16 protein-coding genes are annotated in these 14,008 nt (G+C 62.3%); 4 read left to right on the top strand and 12 right to left on the bottom strand.

Annotated elements, in window-relative coordinates; translation table 11 throughout:
- Positions 1–29: 29 nt before the first annotated feature.
- From flgK to flgB, 10 genes are read right to left on the bottom strand one after another with little or no spacing between them, the layout of a single operon-like run.
- Positions 30–1,409: a flagellar hook-associated protein FlgK gene (gene flgK, locus BN1079_RS13255; protein ID WP_037025140.1), complete on the bottom strand. Its 1,380-nt coding sequence runs from the start codon at positions 1,407–1,409 to the stop codon at positions 30–32.
- Complete coding sequence (locus BN1079_RS13250) at positions 1,406–2,431, bottom strand: lytic transglycosylase domain-containing protein (RefSeq protein WP_037025138.1); 1,026 nt, start codon at positions 2,429–2,431, stop codon at positions 1,406–1,408. The genes flgK and BN1079_RS13250 overlap by 4 nt, the downstream gene beginning before the upstream one ends.
- A 5-nt stretch (positions 2,432–2,436) precedes the next feature.
- Entirely contained in the window at positions 2,437–3,537 is a 1,101-nt protein-coding gene (locus BN1079_RS13245; RefSeq protein ID WP_037025137.1) for a flagellar basal body P-ring protein FlgI, read from the bottom strand.
- Between the two features lie 24 nt (positions 3,538–3,561).
- On the bottom strand, positions 3,562–4,227 hold the full coding sequence (flgH, locus tag BN1079_RS13240; RefSeq protein WP_037025135.1) for a flagellar basal body L-ring protein FlgH: 666 nt from the start codon (positions 4,225–4,227) through the stop codon (positions 3,562–3,564).
- Positions 4,228–4,232: 5 nt separating this feature from the next.
- A complete protein-coding gene (gene flgG / locus BN1079_RS13235; RefSeq protein ID WP_037025134.1) occupies positions 4,233–5,018 on the bottom strand; it encodes a flagellar basal-body rod protein FlgG in 786 nt (261 codons plus the stop codon).
- A gap of 14 nt (positions 5,019–5,032) precedes the next feature.
- On the bottom strand, positions 5,033–5,761 hold the full coding sequence (gene flgF / locus BN1079_RS13230; RefSeq protein WP_037025130.1) for a flagellar basal-body rod protein FlgF: 729 nt from the start codon (positions 5,759–5,761) through the stop codon (positions 5,033–5,035).
- A 9-nt stretch (positions 5,762–5,770) separates the two neighbouring features.
- A complete protein-coding gene (flgE, locus tag BN1079_RS13225) occupies positions 5,771–6,964 on the bottom strand; it encodes a flagellar hook protein FlgE (RefSeq protein WP_037025127.1) in 1,194 nt (397 codons plus the stop codon).
- Between the two features lie 50 nt (positions 6,965–7,014).
- The gene (locus BN1079_RS13220; RefSeq protein WP_037025125.1) at positions 7,015–7,695 is read right to left on the bottom strand and encodes a flagellar hook capping FlgD N-terminal domain-containing protein; all 681 of its coding nucleotides are present in this window, start codon (positions 7,693–7,695) and stop codon (positions 7,015–7,017) included.
- On the bottom strand, positions 7,695–8,123 hold the full coding sequence (gene flgC, locus BN1079_RS13215) for a flagellar basal body rod protein FlgC (RefSeq protein ID WP_037025123.1): 429 nt from the start codon (positions 8,121–8,123) through the stop codon (positions 7,695–7,697). Before flgC ends, BN1079_RS13220 begins: the two co-directional genes overlap by 1 nt.
- A 3-nt stretch (positions 8,124–8,126) precedes the next feature.
- Entirely contained in the window at positions 8,127–8,492 is a 366-nt protein-coding gene (gene flgB, locus BN1079_RS13210; protein ID WP_037025121.1) for a flagellar basal body rod protein FlgB, read from the bottom strand.
- Positions 8,493–8,790: 298 nt separating this feature from the next.
- Here flgB and flgA point away from each other — a divergent pair, with 298 nt between their 5' ends.
- The 4 genes from flgA to BN1079_RS13190 all read left to right on the top strand — a co-directional run bounded on the left by flgA (position 8,791) and on the right by BN1079_RS13190 (position 12,223).
- Entirely contained in the window at positions 8,791–9,393 is a 603-nt protein-coding gene (flgA, locus tag BN1079_RS13205) for a flagellar basal body P-ring formation chaperone FlgA (protein ID WP_269450534.1), read from the top strand.
- Between the two features lie 314 nt (positions 9,394–9,707).
- Positions 9,708–10,559 (top strand): lateral flagellin LafA, encoded by an 852-nt coding sequence (gene lafA, locus BN1079_RS13200; protein ID WP_037025119.1) that lies wholly within the window; start codon positions 9,708–9,710, stop codon positions 10,557–10,559.
- A gap of 291 nt (positions 10,560–10,850) precedes the next feature.
- On the top strand, positions 10,851–11,741 hold the full coding sequence (locus BN1079_RS13195) for a transcriptional regulator (protein ID WP_037025118.1): 891 nt from the start codon (positions 10,851–10,853) through the stop codon (positions 11,739–11,741).
- On the top strand, positions 11,738–12,223 hold the full coding sequence (locus BN1079_RS13190; RefSeq protein WP_052114484.1) for a hypothetical protein: 486 nt from the start codon (positions 11,738–11,740) through the stop codon (positions 12,221–12,223). The genes BN1079_RS13195 and BN1079_RS13190 overlap by 4 nt, the downstream gene beginning before the upstream one ends.
- 22 nt (positions 12,224–12,245) lie before the next feature.
- On the opposite strand, the gene BN1079_RS13185 is transcribed toward BN1079_RS13190, so the two are convergent.
- Both BN1079_RS13185 and motA read right to left on the bottom strand, forming a co-directional pair.
- Positions 12,246–13,139 carry an OmpA family protein gene (locus tag BN1079_RS13185; protein WP_037025116.1) on the bottom strand — a complete coding sequence of 298 codons (894 nt, stop codon included), beginning with the start codon at positions 13,137–13,139 and terminating at the stop codon, positions 12,246–12,248.
- Positions 13,136–14,008, bottom strand: a complete 873-nt coding sequence (gene motA, locus BN1079_RS13180) for a flagellar motor stator protein MotA (protein WP_037025115.1) — start codon at positions 14,006–14,008, stop codon at positions 13,136–13,138. The genes BN1079_RS13185 and motA overlap by 4 nt, the downstream gene beginning before the upstream one ends.

The raw sequence follows: 14,008 nt of genomic DNA, 5'->3' as shown, positions 1-14,008 counted from the left end.
TACTCGTCAGTCAAAACGGCGTGGCCGCTTCAGAACATCGCCAGTACGGCGTTGAACAGATCGTTGGAGGTGCTGATGACCTTCATGTTGGCCTGGTAGGCCTGCTCGTAAGCCATGAGGTTGACGGCTTCTTCGTCCAGGTTCACCGCACTGGCGCTGTCGCGCTGGGCCTGGGCCTGATCGGATACCGTTTGCGCGGCGCTGAGATCCGCCTGGTTCTGGCGGCTGGTGCTGGCCACACGGCCGACCAGGCCTGCGTAGGCATCGTTGAGCGGAACCTCGCTGCCGGCCACGTTGACCTTGGCCGACTTGAGCTCCAGCAGCGCCAGCAGGTTCTGGTTGTTGCCAACCTCGCCAGTGCCGGACTGGCCATCGGAGGAAAATGCCAGCTCTTCGGGGGACAGATCGTTGACCATCAGCATGCCGCTGATGCTGTTTTGGTTATGGGCAAAGAGTGGCTCGCCGCTCTCGCCTTTGAGGTCGTAACCGGCGGCGAGGGTGTCGTTGACCATCTTCGCCAAGGCGCCGGCCATATCGTGCAGGTCCTGCTGCGCCGGACGCAGTGCGCCGTTCTCCATGTCGTACAGGCTGCCAAGGGCGCCGCCCATGCCGTCCTGATTCAACGGGAAGGTGGTCTTGGCGAAGACCAGCGTCATTTCCTGTACGCCGGCGACGTTTTCATTGATCTTTAATTGCCCGGCGGTGATGCCTGCCACCAGCGGCTGGCCGTTGGCCAGGGATACGTCAAGGGTGCCATCGGGCGCTTCTTGGACGCGAATGCCGGCGTACTGGCTGAGTTCCTTGACCATGTTCTCGCGGTAATCGCGCAAGGTCGCGGTATCGCGGCCGGTGGTTTCCATTTCGCGGATTTGCTTATTGAGCTCGGCAATGTTGCCGGACAGCCCGTTGATCTCGCTGGTCATCGCCACGCGCTGGCCCTTGAGGGCGTTGAGCTGGGTGCCGATGTTGTTGTTCAGGCCGTTGAAGCGCTGCGCCAACTGTTTGGCTTCACCGATGATCTGCTGACGCAGGGCGATGGATTCCGGCGTCGAGCTGGCTTCGCTGAGCGCGGCGAAGAAGTTGTCCAGGCCGACGCTGACGCTGGAGCCTTCGCTGTCGATCAGGCCTTCAAGCGCCGTCAGGTACTGCTGGTTGGTGCTGAAGTAGCTCTTGTCGGTGCCTGCACGCCACAGCTGCTGGTTGTGAAAGTCGCTGGAGAGCCGGCGGATGCTGGTCACCTGAACGCCGCCGCCGATGCTGGTCGCGGTCTGCCCGCTGAGCGAGTGCTGCTCGGGCGTCAGGCGGCTGAAGCCGGGCGTGTTGACGTTGGCGATGTTCTGCCCGGTCGCCGTCAGGGCGATCTGCGTGGCGCGAACGCCGCTATAGCCAATTTGACCAAGAATACTCACGACACGACTTCCTTCGGCTCGATCCGAATCGGTTGCGCAAACGCCACGGAGAGGTGGCGCACACCGACGACATTGCGCTGCTCTGAGGTTAAGGCGACCGTCTCAACGCCGGACTTAAGCGCCGGCTGCGGCGGGTTGGCCACCGGCACCAGCTGCGCACGGGGTTCGCTCGGGCGCGGTGCGGCAGCGCTCAGGTCGTTGAGGATGTTGCGGGTGTAGTTGCGGGTTTCCGCATAGGGGATCTTCTGCACCCAGGCCCCGGTGCCGATCTCGCCCTTGCGCGGGTCCCCATGGCTCTTGAGCCACTCGTCGACCTTGCCGGGGCCGGCGTTGTAGGCAGCCAGGGCCAGCGCTTCGTGACCGTCGTAGCGTTCGAGCATCTTGCTCAGGTAGGCGCTGCCCAGGCGCTTGTTGTAGTCCGCGTCCGTGGTCAGCCGCGCCTCGCTGAAGGGCAGGCCGAGCTCTGCGGCCATATCTCGCGCGGTGCCCGGCATCAACTGCATCAGGCCGCGCGCGCCCTTGGGCGACACGGCAGCGATATTTCCCGCGGACTCATGTTTGATGACGCTCTCGACCAGCGACTTGAAGCCGGCCTTGCCGCTTTCCCAGGCGCTGTCCAGGGCATCCACGCCGCGCTGCCAGGTGCCGCGCAACGCATGCAGTCCACCGCCTTGCAGGCCGACGTGCCCCGCCAGCGCCGTTGGTGCTGGCGCTGTGCCTGAGGCCTCACCGCTGAGCTGTTGCACCAGCATGTCGGCGATACCGGTCTGACGCTTGCTCGCCATGGTCTCGGCCAGCACCTCGTCGTAGAAGTCGCGCATGGTGTCCAGCTCGCGGCTACGCATGGGATTGCCGGCACCGAGCACATCGCTGGCCTTGCGCATCTGCTTGAGGATCTGCTGCAGGAACATCGCCTCGAACTGCTCGGCAACGTCCTCCAACTGCTGCCGCCGCGCGGCGGTCGGGCCGTCCGGGCGATTGCGCAGGTTATTCAGGTGCTGAGGTAGGGAAACGATGCTCATCTTGATTACATCACTATCAATTCAGCGTTCAGCGCACCGGCCCGTTCCAGGGACTGCAGGATGCTCATTACGTCATCAGGCGTGGCGCCGAGACTGTTGATGGTGTTGATGATGCTTTCCAGGCTGGCGCCTTCCGGCCACTTGAACATGGCTTTGCGGTCCTGCTCGATGGCGACATCCGACTGCGGCGTGACCACGGTCTGGCCACGCGAGAAGGCGCCGGGCTGGCTCACCTGCGGGTTCTCGCTGATGGTCACGGTAAGGTTGCCGTGGGCCACCGCCGCAGCCTTGACCCGCACACCCTCGCCGACCACCACGGTGCCGGTGCGGCTGTTGAACACCACCTTCGGCTTGGTACGGCCCTCCTCCACCTCGAGCCGCTCCAGCATGGCCATAAAGCTCATGCGCTGGGTGCTGGTGACCGGCGCGCGCACCGAAACCTTGGTGGCGTTGAGCGCCGTCGCGGTGCCTTTGCCGAATACGTCGTCGATGGCATCGACCACCCGGGTGACGGTCTGGAAGCTCGGCTGGCGCACGTTGAGCATCACATCCGGGCGCTGGGCGAAGTCGCTGGGGATCATCCGCTCGACCGTCGCGCCATTGGGAATCAGGCCGCTGTTGGACGTGTTGATGGCGATCCGCGAGCCGCTGGCGCCCTCGGCATTGACGCCACCGATGACCACCGCGCCCTGAGCCAGGGCATAAGTCTCGCCGTCCACCCCTTGCAACGGCGTCATCAGCAACTGGCCGCCGCGCAGGCTTTTGGCATCGCCCAGGGAAGACACGGTGACGTCGATGCTCTGACCCGCGCTGTAGGACGGCGGGACCATGGCCGTGACGGTCACCGCGGCGACGTTCTTCAGCTTGGGATCGACGTTCGGCGGCAGGTTTACGCCGAACTGCTTGATCATGTTGACCACCGACTGGTTGGTGAACTTGACCTGGTTCTTGTCGCCCGTGCCGTCCAGGCCGACCACCAGGCCGTAGCCCACCAGCTGGTTGCCGCGGATGCCTTCGATATCCACCAGATCCATCAGCGGCACGGCCTGCGCCGGCACCTGCCAGCACAGGGCGCAGGCGGCGAAAAACAGCTTGAGGGATCGCATCGGGTTAGTCATTTCAGCTATCGCTTAAAGGGGGAACAGCGGCGAGGTGAAGAAGCGCGTCAGCCAGCCGGCCGAGTTGCTGTCGTTGAGCACACCGCGCCCGGCATAGGAGATCTTGGCGTTGGCCACGCTCTGCGAGGACACCTGGTTGTAGCGATTGATGTCGTCGACGCGCACCAGCCCGGCCAGGCGAATGAACTCATCACCCTGGTTCAGGCGCAGGGTCTTTTCGCCCTTGATCAGCAGCGTGCCGTTGGGCAGCACGCGATGCACGGTGACGGCGATGGAGCCGCGCAGGGTGTTCTGCTGCGAACTCTTGGCCGAGCCACTGAAGTCGCGCTCGCCGCTGGCGGAGGTTTCGACGTCCGGGTAGCGCTTGCCGAGTACGGTCGGGATGCCAATGCCGATGCTCGATTCCTTGCCGAAACTGGTGCCTGCGCTCTTGCTCGACTGGGTCGATTCGTCGAGCACCACGGTAAGAATGTCGCCGACACGCACCGCACGATTGTCGCTGACCAGCGAGCCGCCATAGCCGGAACGGAACAGGCCGCCACCGCTGACGGGCGGCAGGCTGTAGTCCAGCTCCAACGGCTCGAACTCGCTGGAATCCTCTTCCGGCAGCAACTCGTTGAAGCTGGCGCAGCCGCCCAGCAAGGCGACCAGTAGAAGCAGGATCGGGGTGCGCATCATCGGCCTCAAACGGTCTGGTTGAGGAACTGCTGCATGCCGGATGCCGCATCGAGCACCTTGGCATTGGCCTCGTAGGCGCGCTGCACGGCAATCATCGCCACCATGGCCTCGACCACCTGCACGTTGGAGCCTTCCAGCACGCCCTGCTTGAGCTGCCCCAGGCCTTCTTCGCCCGCCACACCTTCCACCGGCTCGCCACTGGAGACGGTTTCGCGGTAGAGGTTGCCACCCAGGGCTTCCAGGCCGCCCGGGTTGGTGAAGTTGACCAGGGTGATCTGGCCCAGCTCCGAAGGCAGGGTGTCGCCAGCCAGCACCGCGGTGACGATGCCGTCGGCGCCTACGGTAAAGCCGGTGCTGCCCTGCGGCACTTCTATGGGCGGGTTCAGCGGCAGGCCCTGAGCGTTGACCATCATGCCTTCGGCATTGAGCTGGAACTGGCCGTTCTCGGTGTAGAGGATGTCGCCGTTGGGCGCTTCCACCTGAAAGAAGCCGCGCCCGACAATCGCCAGGTCCATCGGCTGGCCGGTGGTCTGCATGCTGCCTTCGGTGAATACCTTCTGAGTGCCGGCGACACGCACGCCGCTGCCCAGCTGGATGCCGGAGGGCACGGTGTTGATCTCATCAGCCTGGGCGCCGGGCTGCTTCTCGATGGTGTAGAACAGGTCCTCGAAAACCGCGCGGTCACTCTTGAAGCCGTTGGTGTTCACGTTCGCCAGGTTGTTGGCGATGGTCGCCATGGCGGTGTCCTGGGCGGCCAGACCGGTTTTGCTGACCCAAAGTGCGGAACTCATGCGTTATCTCCCGATCAGCTGCCGCGGATCATCTGGTTGCCGGCGTTGGAAAGATCCTCGGCGGCTTTCATCATTTTCACCTGGGTTTCGAACAGGCGGTTGAGGCTCATGGTGGCCACCAGCTCTTCGATGGCCGAGACGTTGCTCGACTCCAGGAAGCCGCTGGCCAGACGCACGTCTTCGCTGGGCACGGCGGGCTCGCCATTGCGGGTTACCAGCAGGCCGGCGTCGTTCTTCATAAGGTCGGCCGCGGCGACATCCACCAGGCGGATACGGTCGACTTCGGCCATCAGCCAGTCACCGGGCGCCATGATCGATACGGTGCCGTCATTGCCGATTTCCACCCGGTCATGCTCGGGCAGCTCGATAGGACCGTTCTCGCCCATGACCGCGCGGCCGTTGAGCGTCAGGCGCCCCTCGGAATCGATCTGCATGCTGCCCTGACGGGTATAGGCCTCGCCCTCGCCGTCCTGCAGGACGATCAGGCCGGTGCCCTTGACGGCGAAATCCAGCTCGCGGCCGGTGGCCATAAGCGGACCGGCAGTCAAGTTGACGCCGTTGTTCTGGACCACCGCCATGTGCCGGCTGTCGTAGCCGTAACCCTCGACAGCCACCGCCTGGGCGCGCTCCATATCGGCGCGAAAGCCGGGCGTGTTGACGTTGGCCAGGTTGTTCGAGCGCACCGTCAGCGACATCATCGTGCGGCTGGCGGCGGTCATTGCCGTGTATCCCAAACGATCCATGGATCAGCCTCAAATAGCGTTGAACAGAACCTGAGTCAGTTCTTTGTTGGTGGAGATGACCTGGGTGTTGGCCTGGTAGTTACGCTGGCCTTCCATCAGGCCCACCAGCTGCTGGGTGAGGTCGACGTTGGAGCTTTCCAGCGCACCGGAGGCCAGGCTGCCGTACTGGCCGACGCCGGGCGCACCCAGCATGGCCGCGCCGGAGGCTGCGGTTTCGGTCCAGGCGGTGCCGCTGATGTTCTTCAGGCCCTCGGCGTTGACGAAGCTGGCCAATACCACCTGGCCCTGCAGCAGGCGCTCGCCGTTGGAGTAAGTGGCGTAGACGCGGCCATCCTTCTCGACGCTCATGCCGGTCTGCTCGCCCGCCGCGTAGCCGGTGGCCCGGTTGCCGGTAACGCTGAATTCGGAGCCGTACTGGCTGGTGCCGGTGTAGTCGAGCTGGATGTTGAGAGTCGCGACATCAGTGCCGAGAGTCGCAGTCAGTGCAGGGCCAAGCGGAGTAGTCAGCGAGCCGCTTGTATCGAATGCCAGCTTCGCCGGAGTTCCCAAGTCGTTGCCGTCGACAAAGTAGTGCGCGGTCCAGCTGTTATCCAGCGGAGCGGCGTCTTTGACGAAATACTGCGTCAGGGTGTGTTCCTTGCCCTGGGAGTCGAACAGCTTGGTGGTGTAGGTGGAGTTGTAGCTATCGGCTACCAGCGGATCAAAGCCCACGGCCGGCACCTCCTGGTTCGCATCCAGGTTGGCGACGAAGCTCAGCGCGTCGGTGGCCTTGGCCGGCAGTCCACCGGATTTGAGCTGCAGGTCGCTGACGGTACCGGTCTGCAGGTTGCCGGTGGCATCGGCCGGATAGCCCTGCAGGCGCTGGCCGAGGCTGTTGGTCAGGAAGCTGTCCTTATCGGTACCGAACACGCCGGCACGGGTGTAGGAAACATCGCCATTGCTGGCGCGGGTGACGAAGAAACCGCCACCGGAAATCGCCAGGTCGAGGCTGCGGTTGGTGGTGGTCAGCGCGCCGCCCTGGCTGATGCTCTGGGTGGTGCCGGTGACTTCCACGCCCATGGCCTGAGATTCGGCATAGAGGCTGCCGAAATCGGTACGCGAGGACTTGAAGCCGACAGTGCCGGAGTTGGCGATGTTGTTGCCGATGGTGTTGAGTTGCTGGTTGACGGCGGACAGGCCGGTCAGGGCGATGTTGAAGCTCATGGGCTGATCTCGATGCAATAAGTTGAAAAGGGGCTGACGAGCAACAAGGCTCAGCCGCCGAGCAGGCCGACTTCGGTCTGGGCGAACTCAAGAATGTTGTAGAAGGGCACAGAGCCAACGCCCTGCACCTGCAGTACCGGGCCCTCAGCGCTGACGCGGACGTTGCTGACTTCACCGGCCACTTCCACCCGCGGGAACTCGCCGTTTTCCGTCTCGATGCTGACGCTGTACTGGCCGTCGCGCAGGCCGTGCTTGGCCGGGTCGATCACAAAGGGCACCTTGCCGGCGGATTGGCCGCCCAGCTCGATGCGGGTCTGGGTACCGTTGGAATCGGTCAGCAACAGCGCGGTACGGGTCGAGGCGTGGGCCAGCTCGAACTGGCCGTTGACGGCCTGGCCGCCGAGATCCAGCGACTCCACCGCCACGCTCACCTGCTGGCCGACCAGGCCGGCAGCGGTCAACGTCTGCAGGTTGTCGGTCAGCACCAGGTTGCTCTGCATCAGGCTGGACATGTTCTCCATGCTCTTGACCTGCGACATCGCCGAGTACTGGTTGAGAAACTCGGTGCTGTCCACCGGCTTGGTCGGATCCTGGTTCTTGATCTGCGCGACCATCAGGCTGATGAAGTTGTTCTCCATGGTCGCGGCATCGCTGATGTTCACCGCCCGCTTGACCTGGTCGATGGAGTTGCCTTCCAGGCTGCTATCCATCACGGAACCAACAGTCGCCATCAGACTTCTCCCAGGCGCAGCAGGCTCTGCTGCATGCTTTTCACGCGATTGAGCACCTCGACGCCGGTCTCGAAGCTACGGGTGGCCGACATCATGTCAGTCATCTCTTCGATCTGGTTGATATCGGGGTAGTAGACGTAGCCTTGGGCATTGGCCAGCGGATTGCCCGGCTCGTAGCGGCGCTTGGGCTCTGCTTCCGAGGTGACCACATCGAGCACCTGCACATGGGCGCCGCCCATGCCGACGCCACGGGTCAGCGAATTGTTTTCGTACACCGCGGCGAACATCGGCTTGCGCGCCTGATAGACATCCGCCGGGTTGGCAGCGGCCGAGTCGGTGTTGGCCAGGTTGCTGGCCACGGTGTTGAGACGCACGGTCTGCGCGTTCATCGACGAGCCGGCGATGCGGTAGATGGAATCGAACGACATGGCTTAACGGCCCTCGATGGCTTGCTTCAGGCCCCGAAACTTCATGGTGATGAAGGTCAGGCTGGTCTGGAAATCCATGGAGTTGCGCGCAAACTGCGCCTGCTCGGTGGACAGCTCGACGGTATTGCCGTCCTGCGAGGCTTGGCTCGGCACGCGAAACAGCAGGCGCGGGTCAGTCCCGGCGACGCTCGCGCGCGGCGAGCTGGCGCTGTCCAGCCGCTGCATCTCCTTGCTGAAGTCGATATCCCGCGCCTGGAAGCCGGGGGTGGTTTCGTTGGCCAGGTTCGCCGCGAGAATCTCGCTGCGCTGCATGCGCAGACCCAGGGCGCGCTCGTGAACGCCCAGTGCCTCATCAATCCGTATACTCATTCCGTTACCCTGTGCAGCCGGGGCAGGCTGAACACAGCCCACCGCTTTGCAGGTGTTCTGCAGAAAACGTGCCGAAGCCAGATATAAAGGTAAGTAATTGATTTATATAGAAACAATTGGATCAGGCGGCCGACAAACTAGGCACCGGCTTCCGCCTGTCAAAGGGCGCACGAGCGGAAGCGGAAAAGGTCTTTCCGCCTGGCTCGTCGCTTCACTACTGCTGCTGACGCTACCCACCCAGGCTCAGGCGGACGCCACCAGCCAGATCCGACAAGCGGCGGAAAACCACTTGCGCACGATGCTCGAACAACAGGCCCAGCGTCAGGGCTGGCAAGGCATGCAACTGCGTTACGAAATCAACATACCGACGAGCGCCGCCAATCAGCCCGCCTGCCCGGCCGCACCGCAGGTTCAGGCTATCGGCGACGCACCCTCCGCCATGGAGCGCCAACAACTGCAGGTCCGCTGCACCGAAGCGCCCGGCTGGTCAGTGAATGCCACCGGGCAAGCGCATGTGTTCCTGCCGGCCGTCCACGCCGAAGGCCTGATCGACCGAGGCCAGACCCTGACTGCCGGCGACCTCAAGCTGCAACGCATCAATATCGCCAAGGCGCGCCGCGGGTATTACAACCACCTCGACGAAGTGATCGGCCTGACCGCCAAGCGCCGCATCCGCGCCGGCCAGACCCTCACCCCAGCGCTGCTTGCGCAAAGCATGGCGGTCCGACGCGGCCAACCGGTAAAGATCATCGCCAGCCACGAAGGCATCGAAGCCACCACTTCCGGCGAAGCCCTGGCCGACGGCCAGCCCGGTGACGTCATCCGTGTACGCAATGTAAGAAGCGAGAAGGTGATCGATGCGAAGGTGGTAGAGGCAGGCGTAGTGACCAGCACCTTCTAAGCTAAAAGCCTTTAGGTAGTGTGGATTCCCTACCCGGTTGCGACTCCGCATCAAAACACTACATAGATACCAGCCACCCCAACCAGTGGGAGCCGCGCCCCCGCGGCGAAAGCGGCCTCACCGACAACCCAAGCCTAAAAAGACTTCGCAGGTTCAGCGGAACAGCCCAAGGAATACGCGCTCGGCACGCTCTCAGAAAGAAATCTAAAATTTTTTGACGTCAGGATTTAATCCTTCGCAAAGAGCTGTCGCCTTACCCCTTCAGCAGGCAGTCAAGCCAGCTCCTACAGCCACTTAGCACGAAGGAATTCATCATGGCCCTGTCCATTCATACCAACTACTCCAGCCTCATCGCCAACACCAACCTGAACAAGACCAACAACGCCCTGTCGGTCAACCAGCAGCGCCTGAGCACCGGTCTGCGCATCAACTCCGCAGCAGACGACGCTGCCGGCCTGCAGATCGCGACTCGACTGAACGCGCAAAGCCGCGGCATGGCTGTCGCTTCGCGGAACTCGCAGGACGCCATTTCGATGATGCAAACTGCTGAAGGTGCGTTGAACGAATATACCGATATCGTTCAGCGCATGAAGGATCTGGCGCTGCAAGCAGCTAACGGCACGAACGGTACTAATGAATACACCGCTCTTGACGCAGAGTTCTCGGCGTTGAAGCTGGAACTGAAGAATATCGAAGATAACACCGCGTACGGAGCAGGTACAAAACTGCTAACTGGCGGCAAATTCGCGGCTGCGATCACTTTCCAAATCGGCACAGCCGCCGCCGACGATCTGGAAATGGACGTATCCGCTGACGTTACGGCTTTGACAGGTGCTGCCAGTGGTTCCACCCAAGCCGGAATCGCCGCTGGCATCGGCGACCAAACGAAAGCAAACACTGCAGTAGACCAGCTTGACACGCTGCTCGGGACTGTCGGCACACTCCGTGGCAAATTCGGTGCAAACATCAACCGTCTGAACCACACCATCAACAACCTGGCAAACATGCGCGATAACACCGAGATGGGCCGCGGCCGGATCATGGACGCCGACTTCGCTGTGGAAAGCGCCAACATGAGCAAGAACTCCATGCTTATGCAGTCCGGCATCTCCATGCTCAAGCAAGCCGGCCAGATGCCAGGCATGGTCATGGGCCTGCTGGGCTAAGCAACACGCAGTACCCGCCAGTCGCAATGACTGGCCTCGAAAAGCCCCGACTGGTTCGGGGCTTTTTCGTTTAAGTCCTCACAAAACAACCACTTAGAAAAGCCCATTCGTTCAGATGGGGCGACGCTTGCGGCCGCTCCGCTGATCGTTTTGCGTCACTTCGTGGCCGCTCGGTCGGATTTTCTGGTTCTTGGTCTTGTAAGTTCAAAAAAACGACGCCAATATGCCGCCGATCTACTGCCTACTCCGTCACATCGCGACAGGCTATCCAGCTGACACTAACAGGCGCTCATGACCTCATCTCTGCCCTCTCCGGCCCCCGATGCCTTCATCTGCCCTCTGCTGAAAACCGGTCGCAATGGCTGCTCAGCTCGATTCGATCATGCGCTCTACCAGCTGGAGCTGAGCCACGCAGATGGCAGCCTGAAAAAGGTGGATCTGGGTTTTTCCGGCAGCCGGGTGCTTGAGCGCCTACTGTTGGCGCCGGGCGAAGTGGTATCCCGCGAGGAGCTGATGAGCTACGCCTGGGCAAACCGGGTGGTTGGTCAAGGTAGCCTTAGCCAGCAGATCTACACCCTGCGCCAGCTCTTGTTCGACGGGCGCAACCAGATCATTCAGACCTTGCCCCGCCGCGGCTATCTGTTTAACCCGCAGTACTTGCAGTACTTGCAAGATGACGAGCCGACTCCGCTTGCGCTCGTTCCGCCCGCACCTGCGACAGAGCCAGCGGTCACTACCAGACCACCTGTGACAGAACGACCTGCTCCGGAACCTGGGCCTGCAAGCCATCCGATCCCAGCGATTCAATCCAACCGCTCACGGACGGGGCTATGGCTGACCGGCATCGTGCTGGTGTTGCTGACAGGATTGGGACTTTTGGGCATGCAACTGGCGACGCTTTCGCAGGAGCCGTTTTTCACTCACCAGCGTCAGGTGGGCGGAGTGGAGGTGCTGTATGTGGAAGGCAGCCAACGTCTGCTGGACTCCCTGATTTCCGAGACCGAGGCGGTAGTCAAAAAGCTGAGCACGTTGGTCGACAAGCCGGCTCAGCTGATCGTCAACTTGTCTCCCGGCTTCTATGAAATTCACTGCTTACGAGGTGAGGACGCTAACTGGCTGAAGATTCACAAGGACCAGATCCGCAGCGTCACCGGTGAATTTCTTCAAGGGTGTCTGCAATGAACAGGCGGACCGCACGCCATCCGCTGAGCAGGTATCTGTCGGGCGTCGGTCTTATCTCGATCTTGCTGCTGGTTTCCACTGCCATAAGCAGCCACGCCGACAGTCCCCTGTCCCCCGAAGACGGCCGTTACCGCTCCAGCGGACAGGTGCTGCTGGGCGACGGCAGCATCACTGCCATCAGCCAGAGCCTGGTTCTGGAGAAGGACCGTTTCCAGTCGCTGACTCGCAGCTCGGCTGTAACCATTGAAGTCACCGGCAGAGTAGAACGGACTGCCTTTGGGCGCATCCGCTTGCTGGTCGACGAGCGCCATGTCAGCGGACTCGACGAAGAAGAGCTCGACGACGAGCTGGCGTTCAACCTGCTCTACGGTCGCCATCGAACTTCACAGGTCAACCTCAAGCCGGTCGGCGGCTGCCTGTACGGCATAGAGACGCGCAAGACCTATTGCCGGGACGATCACCAGCTGCCTGAAAAACCCTGACAGCCTCGTCAGACACGGCGGCCTAAAGGGTCTCGCCGTGATAAGTGGCACCACTCTCGGAAACCCGCGCATGCCCGTAGCTGTCACCAAATAGCTCCTTGTACAGCGCCTCGGCCGAGGTGGTCAGCAGCAGGATTTCTACCCGGCGATTGGCACCGTTCTGCGGATCTTCCGGGCGCAACGGCATGACATCCGCCTGCGCCGTCACCTGCAGCACCGAGTCTGAAGCCATGCCGGCGTCCACCAGGGCCTGCCGTGCCCGCAGCGCGCGATCACCGGAGAGGTTCCAGTTGTTGTAACCGTTCTGCTGGCGATAGGCGGTGGCGTCGGTATGGCCGCTGATGATCAGCTTGTTGTCCACTTTCACCAATACGCCTGCCAGCACGCCGAGCAGCTTGCGAAAGTGCGGATTGAGGGTGGCGCTGCCGCGCTCGAACATAAAGCGTTGCTGGTCGTCCTTGATCAGAATGCGCAGGCCCTGGGGCACCACCTCCACTTCCAGGTTGGCCAGGGCGTCCACTTCGCTGGCGACCTCGCGCATCAGCTCGGCAAGCGTCTTCAGCTCCTCGGGCGAGCCATAGCGCTGGCTAACATCCGCTTCGGCCCGCTCCTTGCGTTCTTGACGCGGAGCCGGGCGGATCGGGATGCCGTCCAGCTCCAGCGGCGAAGTGCTGGTGCCGTCGAATATGCCGGCACCGCCGTCCACCAGCGGATTGCTTTCCTGATCACCGTAGGACGGGTTGGACAACTCCATTCGCGGCTGAACGATCCACAGCACCATGAACAGCGCCATCATGGCCAGGGTGAAGTCGGCGAAGGCCACCTTCCAGGCGCCGCCGTGAGCCTCTTCATGGCCCTTCTTGCTGCGCCTTCGAATGATGACTTCGCGCTCGCCGCCCTTGTCCCGGTTCTTCATGCGGCGTCCCTTTCTTCCTCGTACTGGTTGACCCAGACTTCGAGCTGCCGGAAAGCCGGTTTGACGTCCTGCTCAATCAGCTTGCGCCCGGCATCCACCGCCAGCAGCGTCGGCTTGCCGGCCAGGTGCGCGACCAGCGTGGTGCGCACGCACTCGAGTGCGGACAGCTCGGTCTTGATGCGCTGACTCATGGAGTTGGAAAGCGGCTCGGCCAGGCAATAGCAGAAGAAGATGCCGAGAAAGGTGCCGACCAAGGCCGCTGCCACATGGGCGCCGACTTCTGCGATCGAACCGCCGATGCTGCCCATGGTGATGATGATGCCCATGATCGCCGCCAGTATGCCGAAGCCCGGCATCGCCTCACCGACCTTGTGCAGCGAGCGCGCCGGCTGCAGCAACGTGTGCTCCATGGCCTCCAGCTCCTGCTCGAGAAAGCCTTCGAGCTCATGGGCGGTGATTTTGCCCATGGCCATCAGACGGAAGTTGTCGGCGATAAAGGCCATCAGGTTCTTTTCCTGCAGGATCAGCGGATAGCGCACGAACAGGTCGCTCTCCTCCGGCTCTTCGATGTGCGCATCGAGTGCCTTCAGCCCGCCTATGTCGACCATCTCCAGCAACTCGTAGAGCAGCATCAGCAGCTGGCGCTGGAATTCCTCGCCACGGCGCTGGTAGACGAAGACACCGCGGATCTGCGAGAGCATTTCCATCAGCACTTCCTTGGGATTGCCCACGATAAGGCTGCCGATGGCGGCACCGAAGATGATGATCACCTCTGCCGGCTGCCAGAGCACGCGCATGTCGCCATTGGCCATGGCGTAGCCGCCCAGCACGGCGCCAATGATGATGAATGCACCTAATACTTTCTGCAT

The organism is Pseudomonas saudiphocaensis (assembly GCF_000756775.1).
GTDB lineage: Bacteria > Pseudomonadota > Gammaproteobacteria > Pseudomonadales > Pseudomonadaceae > Stutzerimonas > Stutzerimonas saudiphocaensis.
This window is presented reverse-complemented; position numbering and strand designations above follow the sequence as displayed.

Bases quoted from the DNA above. Each gene is read 5' to 3' on its own strand.
- BN1079_RS13250 (WP_037025138.1), bottom strand. From the start codon at position 2,431: ATGAGCATCGTTTCCCTACCTCAGCACCTGAATAACCTGCGCAATCGC.
- BN1079_RS13245 (WP_037025137.1), bottom strand. From the start codon at position 3,537: ATGCGATCCCTCAAGCTGTTTTTCGCCGCCTGCGCCCTGTGCTGGCAG.
- flgH (WP_037025135.1), bottom strand. From the start codon at position 4,227: ATGATGCGCACCCCGATCCTGCTTCTACTGGTCGCCTTGCTGGGCGGC.
- flgG (WP_037025134.1), bottom strand. From the start codon at position 5,018: ATGAGTTCCGCACTTTGGGTCAGCAAAACCGGTCTGGCCGCCCAGGAC.
- flgF (WP_037025130.1), bottom strand. From the start codon at position 5,761: ATGGATCGTTTGGGATACACGGCAATGACCGCCGCCAGCCGCACGATG.
- flgE (WP_037025127.1), bottom strand. From the start codon at position 6,964: ATGAGCTTCAACATCGCCCTGACCGGCCTGTCCGCCGTCAACCAGCAA.
- BN1079_RS13220 (WP_037025125.1), bottom strand. From the start codon at position 7,695: ATGGCGACTGTTGGTTCCGTGATGGATAGCAGCCTGGAAGGCAACTCC.
- flgC (WP_037025123.1), bottom strand. From the start codon at position 8,123: ATGTCGTTCGATTCCATCTACCGCATCGCCGGCTCGTCGATGAACGCG.
- flgB (WP_037025121.1), bottom strand. From the start codon at position 8,492: ATGAGTATACGGATTGATGAGGCACTGGGCGTTCACGAGCGCGCCCTG.
- flgA (WP_269450534.1), top strand. From the start codon at position 8,791: ATGCTCGAACAACAGGCCCAGCGTCAGGGCTGGCAAGGCATGCAACTG.
- lafA (WP_037025119.1), top strand. From the start codon at position 9,708: ATGGCCCTGTCCATTCATACCAACTACTCCAGCCTCATCGCCAACACC.
- BN1079_RS13195 (WP_037025118.1), top strand. From the start codon at position 10,851: ATGACCTCATCTCTGCCCTCTCCGGCCCCCGATGCCTTCATCTGCCCT.
- BN1079_RS13190 (WP_052114484.1), top strand. From the start codon at position 11,738: ATGAACAGGCGGACCGCACGCCATCCGCTGAGCAGGTATCTGTCGGGC.
- BN1079_RS13185 (WP_037025116.1), bottom strand. From the start codon at position 13,139: ATGAAGAACCGGGACAAGGGCGGCGAGCGCGAAGTCATCATTCGAAGG.
- motA (WP_037025115.1), bottom strand. From the start codon at position 14,008: ATGCAGAAAGTATTAGGTGCATTCATCATCATTGGCGCCGTGCTGGGC.